Source organism: Pantoea sp. Taur, from assembly GCF_009830025.1.
Taxonomy (GTDB): domain Bacteria; phylum Pseudomonadota; class Gammaproteobacteria; order Enterobacterales; family Enterobacteriaceae; genus Pantoea; species Pantoea communis.
This window is the reverse complement of record NZ_SZZZ01000012.1, coordinates 52,742-71,751: the sequence shown is the minus strand read 5'-3', so window position 1 is coordinate 71,751 and position 19,010 is coordinate 52,742. Positions and strand designations below refer to the sequence as shown.

Genomic DNA, 19,010 nt, shown 5'->3' with positions numbered 1-19,010 from the left:
CTTGATTAACTTCACATCACCAGACGGCGAATGTCGGACAGTGTGTTGTTGATGATGGTGATAAAGCGCGCACCATCAGCACCGTCGATCACGCGGTGGTCGAAGGAGAGTGAGATTGGCATCATCAGACGCGGCTCAAACTCTTTGCCGTTCCACACCGGTTCCATCGCAGACTTAGACACACCGAGGATCGCCACTTCTGGCGCATTCACGATAGGTGCGAAGTGCGTGGTGCCCAGGCCACCAAGGCTGGAGATGGTGAAGCAACCGCCCTGCATATCGCCAGCGGTCAGCTTGCCATCACGCGCTTTCTTAGAAATCGCCATCAGCTCACGCGACAGTTCAGTGATGCCTTTCTTGTTCACATCTTTGAACACCGGAACCACCAGACCGTTTGGCGTATCGACCGCCACACCGATGTTGATGTATTTCTTCAGCGTCAGTCGTTGTGCATCTTCAGACAGTGAACTGTTGAAACGCGGCATCTGCTCCAGCGCAGCGGCAACGGCTTTCATGATGAACACCACAGGGGTGAACTTCACATCCAGCTTACGTTTTTCCGCTTCGGCGTTCTGCTGTTTACGGAACGCTTCCAGATCGGTGATATCAGTCTTGTCAAAGTGCGTAACGTGCGGGATAACCACCCAGTTACGGCTCAGGTTCGCACCCGAGATCTTCTGGATACGACCCAGTTCCACTTCTTCCACTTCACCGAACTTGCTGAAGTCCACTTTCGGCCAAGGCAGCAGACCCGGCAGGCTTCCGCCACTTGCCGCGGCAGCCGGAGCCGCTTCTGCGCGTTTCACTGCATCTTTCACGTAAGACTGTACGTCTTCTTTCAGGATGCGACCTTTACGGCCGGTGCCTTTGACTTTCGCCAGATTGACACCGAACTCGCGCGCCAGGCGACGAATCACCGGGGTAGCGTGGACGTAAGCGTCGTTTTCAGCAAACTCACCTTTCGCGTCAGCTTTCGCCGCAGGTGCTGCAGCAGGTTTCGCTGCCGCTGGAGCCGGAGCCGCTTCCTGTTTCGCCGCAGGTGCCGCAGCAGCAGGCGCAGGCGCAGGCGCAGCGCCTTCTACTTCGAACACCATGATCAGTGAACCGGTGCTGACTTTATCGCCGGTAGAGACTTTCAGCTCTTTCACCGTACCGGCGAATGGCGCAGGCACTTCCATTGACGCTTTGTCGCCTTCAACCACGATCAGTGACTGCTCAGCGGTGACTTTGTCACCCACTTTCACCAGCACTTCGGTGACTTCAACTTCATCGCCGCCGATGTCTGGCACGTTGACGTCTTTCGCGCCACCCGCAGCAGCAGGGGCTGCAGCAGGAGCCGCTTCCTGCTTCGCGGCTGGGGCCGCAGCCGGTGCAGCACCTTCTGCTTCGAAGATCATGATCAGCGAGCCGGTATTCACTTTATCGCCGGTGGCGATTTTGATCTCTTTCACCACGCCCGCGAACGGTGCTGGCACTTCCATTGAAGCCTTGTCGCCTTCAACGGTAAGCAGAGATTGTTCAGCTTCAACTTTGTCGCCGACTTTCACCAGAATCTCAGTAACTTCAACTTCATCACCGCCGATATCTGGCACGTTGACCTCTTTGCTGACGGCCGCAGCCGCCGGAGCAGGAGCCGCTTCCGCTTTTTTCTCTTCTGCCGCTGGTGCAGCAGCCACTGCGCCTTCTGCTTCAAAGATCATGATCAGCGAACCGGTATTCACTTTGTCACCGGTAGAGATTTTAATCTCTTTCACTACGCCAGCCTGTGGCGAAGGCACTTCCATTGAGGCTTTATCGCCTTCCACGGTGATCAGCGACTGTTCAGCTTCAACTTTGTCGCCCACCTTCACCAGGATTTCGGTGACTTCAACTTCGTCTGACCCGATATCCGGTACGTTAATTTCGATAGCCATTACTCTCTTACCTCTTAAGCCAGACGCGGGTTAACTTTATCGGCATCGATGCTGAATTTGGTGATTGCTTCCGCCACCACTTTCTTATCGATTTCGCCGCGTTTAGCCAGCTCACCCAGCGCTGCAACCACAACATACGATGCATCCACTTCGAAGTGGTGACGCAGGTTTTCACGGCTGTCTGAACGACCGAAGCCATCGGTACCCAGTACGCGATAATCGCTTGAAGGAACGTAGCTGCGAACCTGTTCTGCGAACAGCTTCATGTAGTCGGTTGAGGCAACAGCTGGCGCTTCATTCATCACCTGAGCGATGTACGGGACGCGTGGGGCTTCGGTTGGATGCAGCATGTTCCAGCGCTCACAATCCTGGCCATCACGAGCCAGTTCGGTGAACGAGGTGACGCTGTAAACATCAGAACCGATGCCATAGTCTTTCGCCAGGATCTGTGCCGCTTCACGCACGTGACGCAGGATAGAACCTGAACCCAGCAACTGCACTTTGCCTTTGCTACCGTCTACGGTTTCCAGCTTGTAGATACCCTTACGGATACCCTCTTCCGCACCCTGCGGCATCGCAGGCATGTGGTAGTTTTCGTTCAGCGTGGTGATGTAGTAGTAGATGTTTTCCTGCGCTTCGCCGTACATACGTACCAGGCCATCTTGCATGATGACCGCCACTTCGTACGCGTAAGACGGATCGTAAGAGATACAGTTCGGAATAGTCAGCGACTGAATGTGGCTATGACCATCTTCATGCTGCAGGCCTTCGCCGTTCAGCGTCGTACGACCTGAGGTACCGCCGACCAGGAAGCCGCGCGCCTGTTGGTCGCCCGCCAGCCACATCAGATCGCCGATACGCTGGAAACCGAACATCGAGTAATAGATGTAGAACGGAATCATCGGCAGGTTGTTGGTGCTGTAAGAGGTCGCCGCCGCCAGCCAGGATGAACCTGCGCCCAGCTCGTTGATCCCTTCCTGCAGAATCTGGCCTTTCTCGTCTTCTTTATAGTAAGCAACCTGCTCACGGTCCTGCGGGGTGTACTGCTGGCCGTTCGGGCTGTAAATACCGATCTGACGGAACAGACCTTCCATACCGAAGGTACGCGCTTCATCCGCAAGGATTGGCACCAGACGATCTTTGATCGACTTGTTCTTCAGCATCACGTTAAGGGCACGTACAAACGCGATGGTGGTCGAGATCTCTTTGTTCTGCTCTTCCAGCAACGGTTTGAACTCTTCCAGCGTTGGCATCTCCAGCTTCTCGCTGAACTCTGCCTGACGGGTTGGCAGGTAGCCACCCAGCTTCTCACGCTGACCGTGCAGGTAGTTATATTCGTCAGAACCTTTCTCGAAGGTCACGTACGGCAGGCTTTCGATCTGATCGTCAGCCACTGGCACGTTGAAGCGATCACGGATGTAGCGAACGCCATCCATGTTCATCTTCTTCACCTGGTGCGCGATGTTTTTACCTTCCGCCGTGTCACCCATACCATAACCTTTGATGGTATGTGCCAGGATCAGGGTCGGCTGACCTTTGGTGTCCTGCGCTTTTTTCAGTGCTGCGTAGATTTTCTTCGGATCGTGACCACCACGGTTCAGGGCGAAGATTTCTTCGTCTGACCAGTCTTTCACCAGTGCAGCGGTCTCCGGGTATTTACCGAAGAAGTGCTCACGCACGTAGGCGCCATCACGGGATTTGAAGGTCTGGTAGTCACCATCAACGGTTTCGTTCATCAGCTGGATCAGTTTGCCGCTGGTGTCCTGCTTCAGCAGTTCATCCCAACGTGCGCCCCAGATCACTTTAATCACGTTCCAGCCAGCACCGGCAAAGATGCCTTCCAGCTCGTTGATGATTTTGCCATTACCGGTAACCGGGCCATCAAGGCGCTGCAGGTTACAGTTAATGATGAACACCAGGTTGTCCAGCTTCTCACGGGTGGCGATGGTGATCGCACCTTTAGATTCTGGCTCATCCATCTCGCCATCACCGAGGAAGGCGTAAACGGTCTGGTTAGACGTGTCTTTCAGGCCACGGTGTTCCAGATATTTCAGGAACTTCGCCTGATAGATCGCGTTCAATGGACCGAGGCCCATAGAAACGGTTGGGAACTGCCAGAAATCAGGCATCAGTTTCGGGTGCGGGTAAGAAGACAGACCTTTACCGTGCACTTCCTGACGGAAGTTGTTCATCTGCTCTTCAGTCAGACGGCCTTCAAGGAAAGCACGTGAGTAGATGCCTGGAGAAATATGACCCTGGAAGTAAACCAGATCGCCGCCGTCTTTATCACTGCGCGCACGGAAGAAGTGGTTGAAGCACACTTCATAAATGGTGGCAGAAGACTGGAAAGATGAGAGGTGACCACCCAGCTCCAGATCTTTCTTCGATGCACGCAGGACCGACATAATGGCGTTCCAGCGAATTGCGGAACGGATACGACGTTCAAGAGAGGTGTTGCCCGGATAGTCCGGTTCATCTTCAACAGCAATAGAGTTGATGTAGTTACTGATAGCCGACGCACCGCCAGCCACTTTCACGCCACCTTTGCGTGCTGCGTTCAATACCTGATCAAGCAGATACTGCGCGCGCTCAACACCTTCTTCACGGATGACCGATTCGATCGCCTGTAGCCAGTCACGAGTTTCGATCGGATCCACGTCATTCTGTAAACGTTCTGACATGGGGTGTGTTCCTTATCTGTGTCTAATACGTTGAATTATCAGGAGCCTGTCTGCTTGTGCTTTGCTTCTGGTTCACAGCACAAGTAAGACAGGCCCGTCGTTTATGTCCGCACGTTCGTTGCCGTGCGTTATTCCTTACGTTGCTGTAAACGACGCAGGGAGCGTTCACGACGGCTCTGCTCCCGACTTCTATCCAGCAAGATTTCCTCAATAAACGCCAGGTGACGATGGGATGCCTCGCGTGCTTGTTCTGGCTCACGAGCCACAATCGCCTCAAAGATACTGGCGCGGTGACCGCTCACTTTCGCCAGCATTTCCCGGCGAGCGTAAAGCAATTCGAAATTCTGACGGACGTTTTGTTCCAGCATAGGGCCCATGGAACGCAGCAAATGTAAAAGCACCACATTATGGGCGGCTTCTGTGACAGCGATCTGATACTTCATCACTGCATCTGCTTCAGCATCCAGATCGCCGCTGTCCTGCGCCTGTTGGATGTGAACATGGCAGTCGCGAATACGCTGCAAGTCTTCATCCGTGCCACGTAGCGCCGCATAATAGGCAGCAACACCTTCCAGCGCGTGACGGGTTTCCAGCAGGTCAAACTGGGATTCTGGATGTTCGGCAAGCAGGCTGACTAAGGGATCGCTCATGCTTTGCCAGAGATTTGTTTGCACGAAGGTACCACCGCCCTGACGGCGTAGCAGCAGGCCTTTGGCTTCCAGGCTCTGAATCGCTTCGCGCAGGGATGGACGTGAGACATCAAACTGTTTCGCCAGTTCGCGCTCGGGGAGAAGCTTTTCACCTGGCTGGAGCGTCCCTTCCATAATGAGAGACTCCAACTGTTGCTCGATCGCATCGGAGAGCTTGGGTTGGCGAATTTTACTGTAAGCCATCTTCCCTTCTTATTGTGAAAACGTCCGGAGTAAATTGGTAATACCAATTGAAAAATAGTGCCCGTAAAGTAACAAAGTATTCACCTTGTGTCTATATGGCAGGCATCACACTTCCGGGGTATATCGCTGTTACAGCGCGCTAACTTACCGTGATAAAGGCATATATTTGCTCCGTAAGTGAATTGTTAACAGATTTCACTTTTACCAAACCTTACACTGAGTTAGCCCTAAGCCTTACAGGCAACCATAAGGGAAAGCTATTCGTGTTTATTGATTTTTCATGTCAGAAATAGCGCGAGCGACACCCAGTGGATAGTGCTGCTTTTTCAGCCATCTCTCAGCACAAAAAGCAAAAGCAGGTGCAAAGCGGCGCGCTTATCACTATTCTGGTCGCCATGGTAGTTTCAGCATGCACACAGCACGCCAAATACCGTAAAGAAAAGAATACATTGCGTAAAACAGCCTTACAGTGCGCGCACTGCAGGTGCACAATAACAACATCACGAGGTTTGTATGGAACAACAGCATGGCGAATCGCTGCACCGCGGCCTGAAAAATCGCCATATTCAGTTGATTGCGCTGGGCGGTGCCGTGGGTACTGGCCTGTTTCTGGGTAGCGCATCAGTAATTAAATCGGCCGGTCCGGCCGTGATTCTCGGTTATGCGATTGCAGGATTTATTGCCTTTCTGATTATGCGCCAGTTAGGTGAAATGGTCGTGGAAGAGCCGGTTGCCGGCAGCTTCAGCCACTTCGCCTATAAGTACTGGGGCAACTTTGCCGGTTTCGCCTCTGGCTGGAACTACTGGGTGCTGTATGTCCTGGTTGCCATGGCTGAACTGAGTGCCGTCGGTAAATACATCCAATTCTGGTATCCCGAATTCCCGACCTGGGCCAGTGCGGCGATCTTCTTCGTCGTCATCAACGCCATTAACCTGACCAACGTAAAAGTGTTTGGGGAAATGGAATTCTGGTTCGCGATCATCAAAGTCGTCGCGGTTATCGGCATGATCCTGTTCGGCGGCTGGCTGCTGTTCAGCGGCAACGCCGGTCCGCAGGCCAGCGTCACTAACCTGTGGAGCCAGGGTGGATTCCTGCCACACGGTATGACCGGCCTGGTGATGATGATGGCGATCATTATGTTCTCGTTTGGTGGTCTTGAGCTGGTGGGTATCACGGCGGCTGAGGCTGACAATCCGCAAGAGAGCATCCCGAAAGCCACTAACCAGGTACTGTGGCGTATCCTGATTTTCTATATTGGTTCACTGGCAGTGTTACTGTCATTGCTGCCATGGACGCGCGTCACCGAAGAGACCAGCCCGTTTGTGTTGATCTTCCACGAATTGGGTGATGCCTTCGTCGCCAACGCGTTGAATGTGGTGATCCTGACGGCGGCGCTGTCGGTCTACAACAGCTGCGTGTATTGCAACAGCCGTATGCTGTTCGGCTTAGCGCAGCAGGGTAATGCACCTAAAGCGCTGCTCAATGTTGATAAACGCGGCGTGCCAGTGGCAACCATTTTGGTCTCTGCAGTAGCCACAGCGCTGTGCGTCCTGATCAACTACCTGATGCCGGGCGAAGCCTTTGGCCTGCTGATGTCACTGGTGGTCTCTGCGCTGGTGATCAACTGGGCGATGATCAGCCTCGCGCACATGAAATTCCGTAAGAAGAAAGACCAGCAGGGTGTGACCACGCGCTTTAAAGCCGTGCTCTATCCGTTTGGTAACTGGCTCTGCCTCGCGTTCATGGCGGCCGTACTGGTCATCATGGCGATGACGCCGGGTATGGCGATTTCTGTGTGGCTGATTCCTGTCTGGATCATTATCCTGGCAGTGGGTTACACCATCAAAAATAAAGTGCAAAAAGCCTAATGTATGCTCTTGCCCGGCGCGTCAGCGCCGGGCAACATTCCTGATCTGCCTCACACTTTTCTGCGCCCACCTGTTTTGTCCATCTACGTGACCAATTGTTCCCCAGCAGGTTACTGATTTAACGCTGATAATTTCGTCTCACCTTTTCGCGGGAGACGAACAATGAAAGGCGCAGCGCTCTCATTCAGAGAGAAACTGGGATATGGCATGGGCGATGCCGGATGTAATATGATCGGCGGTGCGATCATGCTTTTCCTTAACTATTTCTACACCGATGTGTTTGGCCTCGCACCCGCGCTGGTCGGTACACTGCTACTTTCTGTTCGCGTGCTGGATGCCGTCACCGATCCCATTATGGGCGCCATCGCCGATCGTACCCAAAGCCGCTGGGGACGTTTTCGCCCGTGGCTACTGTGGGTTTCCGTCCCCTATGTGCTGTTCAGCGTGCTGATGTTCACCACGCCAGACTGGAGCTATGACAACAAAGTTATCTGGGCCTTTGTCACCTACTTCCTGATGTCGCTCACCTACACCGCCATCAATATTCCTTACTGCTCGTTGGGCGGTGTGATCACCAACGATCCCGGTGAACGCGTCTCCTGCCAATCTTACCGCTTTGTGATGGTGGGCGTGGCGACACTGATCCTGTCGCTCTCTCTGCTGCCGATGGCCGAGTGGTTTGGCGGTGACAACAAAGCACGCGGATACCAAATGGCGATGAGCGTGCTGGCACTGATTGGCCTGGCGATGTTCCTGTTCTGTTTTGCCACGGTTCGCGAACGTATCCGTCCAGCCGCGCCCAGTAATGATGATTTGAAGAAAGATCTGCGTGACGTTTGGAAGAACGATCAATGGGTGCGCATTCTCCTGCTCACCTTCTGCAATGTTTGTCCTGGCTTTATCCGCATGGCCGCCACCATGTATTACGTTACCTGGGTAATGGGGCAATCCACGCATTTTGCCACGCTGTTTATTAGCCTGGGTGTGATTGGCATGATGTTCGGCAGTACGCTTGCAAAAATCCTCACCGACCGCTGGTGCAAGCTGAAGGTGTTTTTCTGGACCAATATCGCGCTGGCACTCTTCTCATGCGGTTTCTATTGGATTGATCCTCATGCGACTGTGGCGGTTGTCGTCGCCTACTTCCTGCTGAATATCCTGCATCAAATCCCGTCACCGCTGCATTGGTCGCTGATGGCGGATGTCGATGATTATGGTGAATGGAAAACGGGAAAACGCATCACCGGCATGAGCTTCTCCGGTAACCTGTTCTTCCTCAAAGTGGGTCTGGCGGTGGCCGGTGCGATGGTTGGTTTCCTGCTGTCTATTTATGGCTATGACGCGGGTGCAAAGCAGCAGGCTCCCAACGCCATCAACGGCATCATGCTGCTGTTTACCGTGATTCCCGGTGTTGGCTATCTGATCACCGCCGGTGTAGTGCGCTTGCTGAAGGTGGATCGCAAACTCATGCGCATCATTCAGGATGATCTTGCGCTACGCCGTGCCAATGCACGTGAATTATCCCCTGCCTCCCTGACTGTCACCCCGCAACCTGGAGAGATCAAATGAGCTGGCCAAATCCCTTTATTACCCAACGCGCCGATCCATTTATCCTGCGTCATGGCGAAGGCTACTACTTCGTGGCATCGGTGCCAGAGTATGACCGACTCGAAATTCGTCACGCCGACACGCTGAATGGCCTGATTGAGGCGGAAGCGGTGACGGTGTGGCGTAAACCCGAAACCGGACCATTCAGTGCGTTGATTTGGGCACCTGAACTGCATCACATCAATGGGCAATGGGTGATTTACTTTGCTGCTGCCCCAACGCGCGACATCAAAGATGGCCTGTTTCAGCATCGCATGTATGCGCTGGTGTGTGATGACAGCGATCCGCTTTCCGGCCACTGGCAACCTGTTCGCCGAGTGTTTACCCCAATCGACTCTTTCTCGCTTGATGCGACGCATTTCGTGCATCAGGGCAAAAACTGGTATCTGTGGGCACAGAAGGATCCCGCTATTCCGGGTAATTCCAATCTCTATCTCGCGGAATTGCTTAATCCCTGGACGCTGAAAAGCGCACCGGTGATGCTCAGCCGGCCGGAGTATGAGTGGGAGTGCGCAGGCTTTAGCGTCAATGAGGGCCCAGCAGTTATTCATCACGGCGATCGGCTGTTTGTCACCTATTCCGCCAGCGCAACTGATGAGAATTACTGCCTGGGAATGCTCAGCATCGACATGATGGCCGATCCGCTCGACAGCACTGCCTGGCAGAAATCTGCGCGTCCAGTCTTCACCACCAGCTGGGAAAATCAGCAGTATGGGCCGGGGCATAACAGCTTTACGCGGGACGAAAACGGCAGGGACGTGCTGGTGTATCACGCGCGGAATTACACGGAAATTGAAGGCGACCCGTTATGGGATCCGAACCGCCATACACGACTGAAGTACATTGAATGGCGCGAAGACGGCACACCAGATTTCGGTGTACCGCCTGCCGATCACACCAGCGTGCCGTAAATGGTCAACAACGCGACCACAACCACCAGCACTAACGATATCCGCTTCGCCAGCGCCACGGCCACCCGTGGCGTTTCCACTTTATCCATATGCGGATCGCGCGCCAGCGAGAATTGCGCCAGACTGGTCAGCACCTGATATTGCGAACGATGCCGATCGCTTAGCGAGGCAAACCACGCAGGCAGTGCCCGCTCTCCGTGGCCTAACAGCGCATAAGCCACACCTGCCAGTCGCACCGGGATCCAGTCCAGCACGTGCAGTATGCTGTCTACACCTGACTGCGCGCGCTCCAGTGGAGAATGGTGTTTTGCCAGCCAACTTTGCCAGGCACGCAGGAAGGCATAGCCCACCAGCAGCACCGGTCCGTAAGGGCCACCGACCACAAACCAGAACAGTGGCGCGAGGTAAAAGCGGAAGTTAATCCAAATCAGCGCATTTTGTAGCTCACGTAAAAACTCACGCTCACTGCACTCAACGGGTACACCATGAATCAGTGTCAGTTCCGCTGCCATGGCCTGATGCGCCGCTTCATCATCGTGGCTGACGGCTTTCAGGTAGCGATGATAGTGCAGACGCACCGAGCCTGCGCCGATACACAACAAGCCCACCACAATCCAGAATGCCAGTTGTGCCACGCCAAACAGAATGCCTTTCAGACTCCACACCAGCAGCCAGACAATCAGCATCGCGATGAGGGTCATCACCAACGTGCGCAGCAGTGAAAATCGCTGGCGTCCGCGAAACAGCGGCTCCAGACGATGATCCAGTTGCCAGTGCTCACCCAATTTAAACAGGCGTTCCCAACCTAACACTAATAACAAGCTAAACAACGTCATACCTGCTCCTGCTGTTTCAGGGATTCTCCTGCCTGATAGACTCTTTATAGCGTATCCAGTCAAATGCGGGGCCTGGATCGGTTTTGCGCTGTGGCGCGATATCGCTGTGTCCGGTGATGCGTTCCAGCGTCAGCGGATAGTGCTTGAGCAATAATGCGCTAACCTTTTTTAACGTCTTATACTGCGCATCGGTATACGGCAGCGTATCCGTGCCTTCCAGCTCAATGCCCATGGAGAAATCATTGCAGTTTTCTCGCCCGGCAAATTGCGACACACCGGCATGCCACGCGCGCTGGTCAAACGAAACGTACTGCACCAACTCACCATCACGACGAATCAGGCAGTGCGCCGCCACGCGCAGTTGCGCGATATCGGCAAAATAGGGGTGAGCATCCGGCGGCAAGGTCCCGGTAAACAGTTGATCAATCCACGGGCCACCAAATTCACCCGGCGGCAAACTGATATTATGAATAATCAGCAACGAGGGAATTTCATTTTCCGGTCGTTGGTTAAAGTGCGGCGAGGGCACTTTGCGCGCGCTGGTAATCCAGCCATCTTCCAGTTTCATGTTCTAAATCCCAGGCAAAATCAGGCTGAGAATAACATGTTTCCCCTTTTCGGCTTGTGACTTAATGCGAATGGCGAACGGTGTTAAGGATACTAAACATTTCAGCTATCACGACTGGCAATAGGCTATAAATCAGGCTAAGGTGAGCGCAGTTAAATCCGATTAATGGAGTGGCATAAGCATGGCATCGCGTCGTTACGATCCCGATCATCGTCGTCAGGAACTGATTAAGCGTATTGAGCAGGACATCCCCGAAGCCGTTGCGCGCGCACTTCGGGAGGATTTGGGTGGTGAGGTGGATGCTGACCGTGACATCACCGCCCTGCTCTTACCGGAAGATAAACAGGCCGAAGCACAGATCATCACGCGTGAAGCCGGTGTTTTTTGTGGTAAACGCTGGGTGCAGGAAGTGTTTATCCAGCTTGGCAATAAAGTCACGATTGTCTGGCATGTTGAAGAGGGTCAAAATGTCGCAACTGACCAGTTGCTATTCGAGTTAAAAGGTCCGGCCCGGCTGCTGTTAACCGCTGAACGAACTGCATTAAATTTCGTCCAAACCCTTTCCGGCGTGGCCACGGAAGTGAGTCGTTATGTCGACTTGCTCGACGGCAGCGAAACGCAATTGCTGGATACGCGCAAAACCTTGCCTGGCCTACGCACAGCGCTGAAATATGCCGTATTGTGTGGCGGCGGCAGTAACCATCGGCTGGGTCTTTCCGATGCCTTCCTGATCAAAGAAAACCATATTATTGCCAGCGGTTCGGTACGCAAAGCCGTTGAGAAAGCGCTGTGGCTGGCTCCCGATGTGCCGGTTGAAGTAGAGGTAGAGAGCCTGCAGGAACTGCAGGATGCGATTGATGCCGGTGCCGACATTATCATGCTAGATAACTTTAGCTTCGAGATGATGCATGAAGCCGTCCTTCTCACCGACAAACGTGCCCTGCTGGAAGTCTCTGGTAATGTCACGGAAGCAACACTGCCGCAGATAGCTAAAACGGGCGTCGACTTCGTTTCGGTGGGCGCTTTGACCAAGCATGTGCGCGCCATGGATCTCTCCATGCGTTTTCGCGAACACTAATTTCTCTCCTCTTACCGCCGCATCTCCGCGGCGGTTTGTGAGTTATCTTCCTGTTTACTGATACTTCTTCTGCAAACGCGGCGATTCATTACATCCTGCCTTCCAGCGTTAAACCGTCTCACTATCGCTTTCAAACGCCGTTTTCTACCTTAGCCGCTCCACAACAAGGAGCTGAATAATGGATAGACAACAAGGTTTTACCCTCATCGAATTGATGATAGTGATTGGCATTGTGGCCATTCTTAGTGCTATTGGCCTGCCCAGCTACCAAAATTATCTACAACGCGCCGCGCTGACTGACATGCTGCAAACCATGGTGCCTTATAAAACCGCCGTGGAACTCTGCGCGATTGAACGTGGCGGCCCCACTCAATGCCAGGCGGGTGCAGGCGGCATTCCTGCTGCCAAAGGTTCACGCTATGTGGCCTCGCTAAGCGTCGTGAATGGCGCCATCACCTTAACGGGTCAGGAGAGTCTTACCGGGTTGAGTGTAGAAATGACACCTATCTGGAACACCACGGAAGGCACGCTGGACTGGCAACGCAGTTGCACCAGCACCAATGCCAGTCTGCGCGACAGCTGTCTTGAACAGTTCCGCTTCACCGATAAGGACACTCACTGATGGCACAGCCCAATACCCCGATCCAGACCTTATGCGCACGTTACCAGGCGGTGATGCTTCAGCATGACGCCACATCACTGCGCGTCGCAGTAGCCGAGACGCCCGATCCGCTGCTGCTGGAAGCCCTGCAATTCGCCAGTCAGTGCAAAGTGGAAGTCGAGTGCTGGCCAGCGGCACGACTGGAGCAACTCCTGCACAACCCTGATGACTCGGCGACGTTGCACGAACCGGCCGCTACCGAAACAGCGATTAATGCCGTTGAACAGATTTTGCGCCAGGCGATCCAACGCCGTGCTTCTGACGTGCATTTTGAACCTCAGCAGCAGGGGTTACGCGTCCGATTACGTATTGATGGCGTCTTGCACAAACTGTCACATTTGCCAGATGCACCTACGGCTGCGGTGCTTGCCAGACTGAAAATCCTCGGCGGGCTGGATATCGCCGAGCGTCGCTTGCCACAAGATGGGCAATTCACACTGAACCTTGACGATCAACAGGCCGCATTTCGCCTTTCTACTTTACCCATTAGTCACGGTGAGAAAGCCGTGGTGAGACTGCTGCAAAGTGAAAACAGCGCGATCGCATTGGATAAACTCGGCATGCCGGTTACCCAACTCCGGTTACTGAAGCACGCGCTGGCTAAACCTCAGGGACTGATACTGGTCACCGGGCCTACCGGCAGCGGTAAAACCTTCACTCTCTACAGCGGATTAAGCGCTCTGAATGTGCCGGATAAAAATGTCTGCAGTGTAGAGGATCCCGTTGAAATTCCATTAGAGGGCATTAACCAGACGCAAATCCAACCGCGTAGCGGGCTCGATTTTAACCGTGTACTGCGGGCTCTGCTGCGACAGGATCCGGATGTGATTATGGTGGGCGAAATCCGCGATGCCGAAACGGCCAGCATTGCCGTTAAAGCGGCGCAGACCGGACATCTGGTGCTATCAACATTGCACACCAATTCGACGGCGGAAACGCTCACGCGTCTGCGACAGATGGATATTCCCGGTTACCTGCTCGGCCCGGCATTACAGTTAGTCATCGCGCAGCGTCTGGTACGACGGCTCTGCGAGCACTGCCGCCAGCCAGCGCAGGCCATTGCACATCTGCCACACGAAATCTGGCCAGGCACCTTACAAACCTGGCGTGCCCCAGGTTGTGACCACTGCTTCTCGGGCTATTACGGACGCCTGGCGTTATTTGAGGTGCTGCCGATGAGTAACAAGTTACAGAACGCGATTTCTGCCGATATGCCGCTGGAGCACATCATCTCACTGGCCAATGAAGGCGGGATGAAAACCCTGCTCGCCGCCGGGTTGGAGGCGGTGAGTCGCGGTGACACCTCCTTTGAAGAAGTTCAGCGGGTTGTGGGATTGGAGGATGGCTAATCTCTACCATTATCGCTGGCAGGCGCTGGACACGCTGGGCGCGTTACGGCAAGGAACCTCATTAGTTGCCAGTCAGGAAGTGCTCCTGCAGCAACTCTCAGATCGCGGTATGATGCCGGTTAGCTGGCAGCGTGGGCAATGCTGGCGCACGCGTGACTGGAAGTGGCAGCACAAAATTGACCTTGTTCGCCAGTTGGCGACCTTGCTCAAGGCAGGATTGCCGCTGGCGGAGAGTCTGACGTTGCTGGCTGAGGGGCACCCGCATGCTGGCTGGCGCGAACTGCTTAATGAATTGCAACGTCGGGTAATGGCAGGAGAGGCATTTTCATCTGCACTTCGCGCCTGGCCGCAGATCTTCCCCGCGCTGTTTCCGGCATTAATGGAAGTGGGTGAACTCACCGGTCAGCTTGATGAATGCTGTCGCCAGCTGGCGTTACAGCAAAGCAAGCAACAGCACTTGAGACAGAAAGTGGTTAAAGCTCTGCGCTATCCATTGTTTATCTTGCTGGTGGCGCTGGCGGTGAGTTCGGGCATGTTGCTGTTTGTGCTGCCCGAATTTGTCTCCGTGTATGCCAGTTTTGATGCCCCCCTTCCCGCCTTCACCGCCGCCGTGATGAGTCTGTCAGCGTTTTTACAACAGGCAGCGCTCCCCCTGGCGATAACGATAATGTGCTTATTGTTCGGCGCAAGGTGGGTTTACCGTGGTTCTGTGCTCTGGCAAATTCGTGTTCATCGCTGGCTATTGCGTCTGCCGTTGCTTTCAACACTCTGGCGCGGTGGTCAGCTCAGCCAGATTTACGCCATCCTGCAATTAACGCAGCAGGCTGGACTCACGTTATTACAAAGTCTGCAAGCCGTTGAGGTCACGCTGGGATCGCCACTGTGGCGTGAAGCGATTATCGCGTTACAGCGGCATATCGCTGGCGGCTTACCACTGCATCAGGCGATGCAGCATCATCTGCTTTTCACCGCGCTCTGTGCACAACTGATCCGTGTCGGTGAGGAAGCGGGGGCGCTGGATGTCATGCTGGCACGATTAGCGGAGTGGCATGAAGCACAAACGCTGATGCGGGCTGATGCACTGGCGGCTTCGCTCGAACCCTTGATGATGATCGTGATCGGTGGAATTGTCGGGACGTTAGTGATTGCCATGTATCTGCCGGTATTTGGCTTAGGGGATGCGATTCGTTGACAGATGCGCACGGTGCGCACCTGTCTGCAACCTTCAACCTTCAACCTTCAACCTTCAACCACCGATAATCGACTTTCAGCCATCAGCCATCAGCCATCAGCCATCAGCCATCAGCCATCAGCCATCAGCCATCAGCGTGTGAATACCCGATTTTCCTGTTCCGCCACACGAATAAACGTGGTGCGCTTAGTCAGCTCTTTAAGGCGTTCTGCACCCACGTAGGTGCAGGCCGAACGCAATCCGCCGAGGATATCCTTCACGGTCTCTTCCACCGGGCCACGCAGCGGCAGGCGAACGGTTTTCCCTTCTGCCGCACGATACTGGGCAACACCGCCGACATGGCGTTTCATCGCGGATTCTGAGCTCATACCATAGAACAACATAAACTGCTCGCCCTGCTCTTCGACAACGTTCCCCTCGCACTCATCGTGCGCCGCCAGCATGCCGCCGAGCATGACAAAATCTGCACCGCCGCCGAAAGCTTTCGCAATATCACCCGGCACCGAACAGCCGCCATCGCTGACGATCTGTCCGCCGAGACCGTGCGCCGCATCTGCACACTCAATCACCGCAGACAGCTGCGGGTAGCCGACGCCGGTTTTCACACGCGTAGTGCAGACCGAACCGGGACCAATGCCGACTTTGACGATATCCGCGCCAGAAAGAATCAACTCCTCGACCATTTCACCGGTGACCACATTTCCCGCGCAAATGGTTTTGCCTGGGAAACTTTCACGCACTCGCTGCAGGAACTCAACAAAGTGCTCAGAGTAACCATTGGCAACATCAATGCAGATGAAATTGAGCTGTGGCGATAGGGCGAGAATCGCGGTGAGTTTACTGAAATCGGCTTCGGAGGTACCGGATGACACCATCACATGCCCAAGCACTGCAGCCGGCACGCGCTGGATAAATGCCTGCCAGGCTTCCACGCTGTAATGTTTATGCACTGCCGTCAGGACATTGAAGCCCGCCAGTGCTTCGGCCATGGTGAATGTGCCCACGGTGTCCATATTGGCGGCAATCACCGGAACGCCGGTCCAGTTCAGACCTGAATGCTTGAAAGTGTAGGTGCGTTCGAGTTCAACCTCAGAACGGCTTTTCAGGGTGGAGCGTTTGGGGCGGATCAAAACATCTTTAAAGCCCAGTTTTAAATCTTCTTCAATACGCATAGCTGAGTGTCCTGGTTAGTGACGACGAACCGCAGTTCGGGTAGCGCTCACGGCTCCAGTGTCGTTATCATACGCGCCATTCGTTCCGCGACAAGACTGCGAATTTCACTTTATTTAAGCTACAATCCCTTAAATTTAGCTGAGAAAATTGATTGTGATCATGCTCTCATCTTATTGCGGCTGATGGTCGCCCAATGAAGACAATTTTGAGAGAACGCTATGCCTTTTACCGTTGCGCTCACCGGAGGAATTGGCAGTGGTAAAAGCACCATTGCCAACGCTTTCACCGCGCTAGGCGTTGATATTATTGATGCTGATGTGATTGCGCGAGAAGTGGTTGAACCTGGTTCACCCGCCCTGCAGGCGATCGTTAAACGCCATGGTGAGTCAATATTGACCGCCGAGGGAGCGTTGTATCGGGCACGGTTGCGCGAGATTATTTTTCAACAGCCAAAAGAGAAAAACTGGCTAAATCAGCTGCTTCATCCTCTTATCAATGCCCGTACGCAGCAGCTAAAATTACTGGCAACTTCACCCTATGTATTGTGGGTGGTGCCGCTATTGGTTGAAAACGGGTTACAGCATCAGGCTGACCGGGTTCTGGTGGTTGATGTGGATGAAGCTACGCAGTTGCGGCGTACTCAGCAGCGTGATGGCATCACACTTAGCCAGGCAAAAAATATTCTTGCCGCACAGGCCAGCCGCGAGCAGCGTCTGGCCTGTGCGGATGACATCATCGATAACAGTGGTACGCCCGAACAGGCGTTGCCGCGTGTTGCTGAACTTCACCAGCGTTATTTACGCCTGGCAGCAACCGGACAGGATTAACATCATGAGTACAGTCGTTCTGTTTGAACACCCGCTGAATGAGAAGATGCGCACCTGGCTGCGCGTGGAGTCATTACTTAACCAACTGCATGAAACGGTGCCCGTGGTGAATTCCGTCTCTGCATTAGGGGTATTTCGCATCATTGGTGATCTGTTAGATATCTTTGAGCGCGGTGATATGCGTACCGAGTTATTGAAAGAGCTGGAGCGCCAGCAGCAGAAACTTCGCGCCTGGCTTGATGTGCCAGGTGTGGACGAGCACACCGTCAGTAGCCTGCGTGACCGATTGAAACAGCAATCCAGCGAGCTGAATGCGGCACCGCGTATGGGCCAGCAATTGCGCGAAGATCGGTTGATTGGATTGGTACGCCAGCGATTGAGCATTCCTGGTGGCTGCTGCAGTTTTGATTTGCCGAGCCTGCATATCTGGCTGCACCAGCAGCAGTCACAGCGTGATTCGCAGGTTAACGGCTGGCTGGCGTCACTGGTTCCTCTGCGCAATAGTCTGACCATGATCCTTGATCTGGTGCGTCAGTCAGGCGTATTTCGCCATCAAACCAGCCTGAACGGTTTTTATCAGGATAATGCCGAAGGTTCGGATTTGTTGCGCCTCCAGCTCACCCTCGAAGATGCGCTGTACCCGCAGGTTTCAGGCCATAAAAGCCGTTATGCCATTCGATTCCTGCCACTGGACAGCGAGCGTGGTGAAGTGCCAGCCCGATTGAATTTTGAATTAGCGTGTTGTTGAGGTTGTTATGCAGGAAGAGATGATTACCGTACCTTGTCCCAACTGCGGTAAAGATGTGATGTGGGATGAGCTGAGTCCTTGGCGCCCGTTTTGCAGCAAGCGCTGCCAGCTGATTGATTTGGGCGAATGGGCCGCCGAAGAGAAGCGCATTCCCAGCGATAGCGATCTGACCGACAGCGATGACTGGAGCGAAGAACAGCATTAATAAGAGATAAGGGGCTTACGCCCCTTTGCTTAAATTTCGTCAGCCACCAGGCGAGCGATAAGTTCGTGGTTGGCAGGAGGAAACTCTTCCGCGACTAAATCACGCTGTTCCACCCAACGCTGTGGCTGCCCTTCACGGCCGTACGGCTCACCGTTCCAACCTTCCACCAGGAAGAAGTGCAATGTGACGCGCAGATCGTCATAGCTATGATCGGCCAAACCAATCGCCTTCGCGGCTGTCACCTCAATGCCGGTCTCTTCCATCAATTCGCGTTTTAACGCTTGTTCAGCGGTTTCATCCTGTTCAATTTTTCCGCCAGGAAACTCCCATTTATTCGCCATGTAGGAGCTCGCCGCACGCTGGGCAAGGAAGATCTGACGGCTGGCATTGCGAATGATGCCCACTGCGACTTGCAGGTGTTTCATAAGCTGAATTCCGCTTTTAATTAATGAGCGCTGATAGTAATGCAGTCGCCAGGCAATGTTAACTCTGTGGCGA

The 19,010-nt window shown here is 54.0% G+C and carries 17 protein-coding genes; 10 read left to right on the top strand and 7 right to left on the bottom strand.

From position 1 onward, the window contains the following. Positions 1–11 precede the first annotated feature (11 nt). From aceF to pdhR, 3 genes are all read right to left on the bottom strand, one after another. Complete coding sequence (aceF, locus tag FD744_RS16505; RefSeq protein WP_160868753.1) at positions 12–1,913, bottom strand: pyruvate dehydrogenase complex dihydrolipoyllysine-residue acetyltransferase; 1,902 nt, start codon at positions 1,911–1,913, stop codon at positions 12–14. A gap of 14 nt (positions 1,914–1,927) precedes the next feature. Then, positions 1,928–4,594 carry a pyruvate dehydrogenase (acetyl-transferring), homodimeric type gene (aceE, locus tag FD744_RS16500; RefSeq protein WP_034829620.1) on the bottom strand — a complete coding sequence of 889 codons (2,667 nt, stop codon included), beginning with the start codon at positions 4,592–4,594 and terminating at the stop codon, positions 1,928–1,930. A 128-nt stretch (positions 4,595–4,722) separates the two neighbouring features. Then, positions 4,723–5,487, bottom strand: coding sequence for a pyruvate dehydrogenase complex transcriptional repressor PdhR (pdhR, locus tag FD744_RS16495; protein WP_034829622.1), 765 nt, complete (start codon positions 5,485–5,487; stop codon positions 4,723–4,725). A gap of 513 nt (positions 5,488–6,000) precedes the next feature. Between pdhR and aroP the strand changes: the two genes are divergently transcribed. From aroP to FD744_RS16480, 3 genes are all read left to right on the top strand, one after another. Then, the gene (gene aroP, locus FD744_RS16490) at positions 6,001–7,356 is read left to right on the top strand and encodes an aromatic amino acid transporter AroP (RefSeq protein ID WP_034829625.1); all 1,356 of its coding nucleotides are present in this window, start codon (positions 6,001–6,003) and stop codon (positions 7,354–7,356) included. Between the two features lie 162 nt (positions 7,357–7,518). Further along, positions 7,519–8,925 (top strand): glycoside-pentoside-hexuronide (GPH):cation symporter, encoded by a 1,407-nt coding sequence (locus FD744_RS16485; protein WP_160868752.1) that lies wholly within the window; start codon positions 7,519–7,521, stop codon positions 8,923–8,925. Beyond that, on the top strand, positions 8,922–9,875 hold the full coding sequence (locus tag FD744_RS16480; RefSeq protein WP_160868751.1) for a family 43 glycosylhydrolase: 954 nt from the start codon (positions 8,922–8,924) through the stop codon (positions 9,873–9,875). The genes FD744_RS16485 and FD744_RS16480 overlap by 4 nt, the downstream gene beginning before the upstream one ends. Here the strand turns inward: FD744_RS16480 and ampE are convergent. Both ampE and ampD read right to left on the bottom strand, forming a co-directional pair. Continuing rightward, positions 9,857–10,711 (bottom strand): beta-lactamase regulator AmpE, encoded by an 855-nt coding sequence (ampE, locus tag FD744_RS16475; protein WP_160868750.1) that lies wholly within the window; start codon positions 10,709–10,711, stop codon positions 9,857–9,859. The genes FD744_RS16480 and ampE overlap by 19 nt on opposite strands. A gap of 16 nt (positions 10,712–10,727) precedes the next feature. After that, positions 10,728–11,279, bottom strand: a complete 552-nt coding sequence (gene ampD, locus FD744_RS16470) for a 1,6-anhydro-N-acetylmuramyl-L-alanine amidase AmpD (RefSeq protein ID WP_160868749.1) — start codon at positions 11,277–11,279, stop codon at positions 10,728–10,730. 181 nt (positions 11,280–11,460) lie between these two features. Between ampD and nadC the strand changes: the two genes are divergently transcribed. From nadC to hofC, 4 genes are all read left to right on the top strand, one after another. Beyond that, positions 11,461–12,357 (top strand): carboxylating nicotinate-nucleotide diphosphorylase, encoded by an 897-nt coding sequence (nadC, locus tag FD744_RS16465; protein ID WP_160868748.1) that lies wholly within the window; start codon positions 11,461–11,463, stop codon positions 12,355–12,357. Positions 12,358–12,535: 178 nt separating this feature from the next. Next, positions 12,536–12,979 (top strand): prepilin peptidase-dependent pilin, encoded by a 444-nt coding sequence (ppdD, locus tag FD744_RS16460; RefSeq protein WP_160868747.1) that lies wholly within the window; start codon positions 12,536–12,538, stop codon positions 12,977–12,979. After that, positions 12,979–14,367, top strand: a complete 1,389-nt coding sequence (gspE, locus tag FD744_RS16455) for a type II secretion system protein GspE (protein WP_160868746.1) — start codon at positions 12,979–12,981, stop codon at positions 14,365–14,367. The genes ppdD and gspE overlap by 1 nt, the downstream gene beginning before the upstream one ends. Next, on the top strand, positions 14,360–15,559 hold the full coding sequence (hofC, locus tag FD744_RS16450) for a protein transport protein HofC (protein ID WP_160868745.1): 1,200 nt from the start codon (positions 14,360–14,362) through the stop codon (positions 15,557–15,559). Before gspE ends, hofC begins: the two co-directional genes overlap by 8 nt. Before the next feature lie 131 nt (positions 15,560–15,690). On the opposite strand, the gene FD744_RS16445 is transcribed toward hofC, so the two are convergent. After that, positions 15,691–16,731, bottom strand: a complete 1,041-nt coding sequence (locus FD744_RS16445; protein WP_160868744.1) for a GMP reductase — start codon at positions 16,729–16,731, stop codon at positions 15,691–15,693. A gap of 219 nt (positions 16,732–16,950) precedes the next feature. On the opposite strand from FD744_RS16445, the gene coaE reads away from it, so the two are divergent. From coaE to yacG, 3 genes are read left to right on the top strand one after another with little or no spacing between them, the layout of a single operon-like run. Further along, on the top strand, positions 16,951–17,559 hold the full coding sequence (coaE, locus tag FD744_RS16440) for a dephospho-CoA kinase (RefSeq protein WP_058960895.1): 609 nt from the start codon (positions 16,951–16,953) through the stop codon (positions 17,557–17,559). Positions 17,560–17,563: 4 nt separating this feature from the next. Further along, positions 17,564–18,307: a cell division protein ZapD gene (gene zapD, locus FD744_RS16435; protein WP_034829657.1), complete on the top strand. Its 744-nt coding sequence runs from the start codon at positions 17,564–17,566 to the stop codon at positions 18,305–18,307. A gap of 7 nt (positions 18,308–18,314) precedes the next feature. Next, positions 18,315–18,512, top strand: a complete 198-nt coding sequence (gene yacG, locus FD744_RS16430; protein WP_034829659.1) for a DNA gyrase inhibitor YacG — start codon at positions 18,315–18,317, stop codon at positions 18,510–18,512. Between the two features lie 29 nt (positions 18,513–18,541). On the opposite strand, the gene mutT is transcribed toward yacG, so the two are convergent. After that, complete coding sequence (gene mutT, locus FD744_RS16425; protein ID WP_034829661.1) at positions 18,542–18,937, bottom strand: 8-oxo-dGTP diphosphatase MutT; 396 nt, start codon at positions 18,935–18,937, stop codon at positions 18,542–18,544. Positions 18,938–19,010 lie beyond the last annotated feature (73 nt).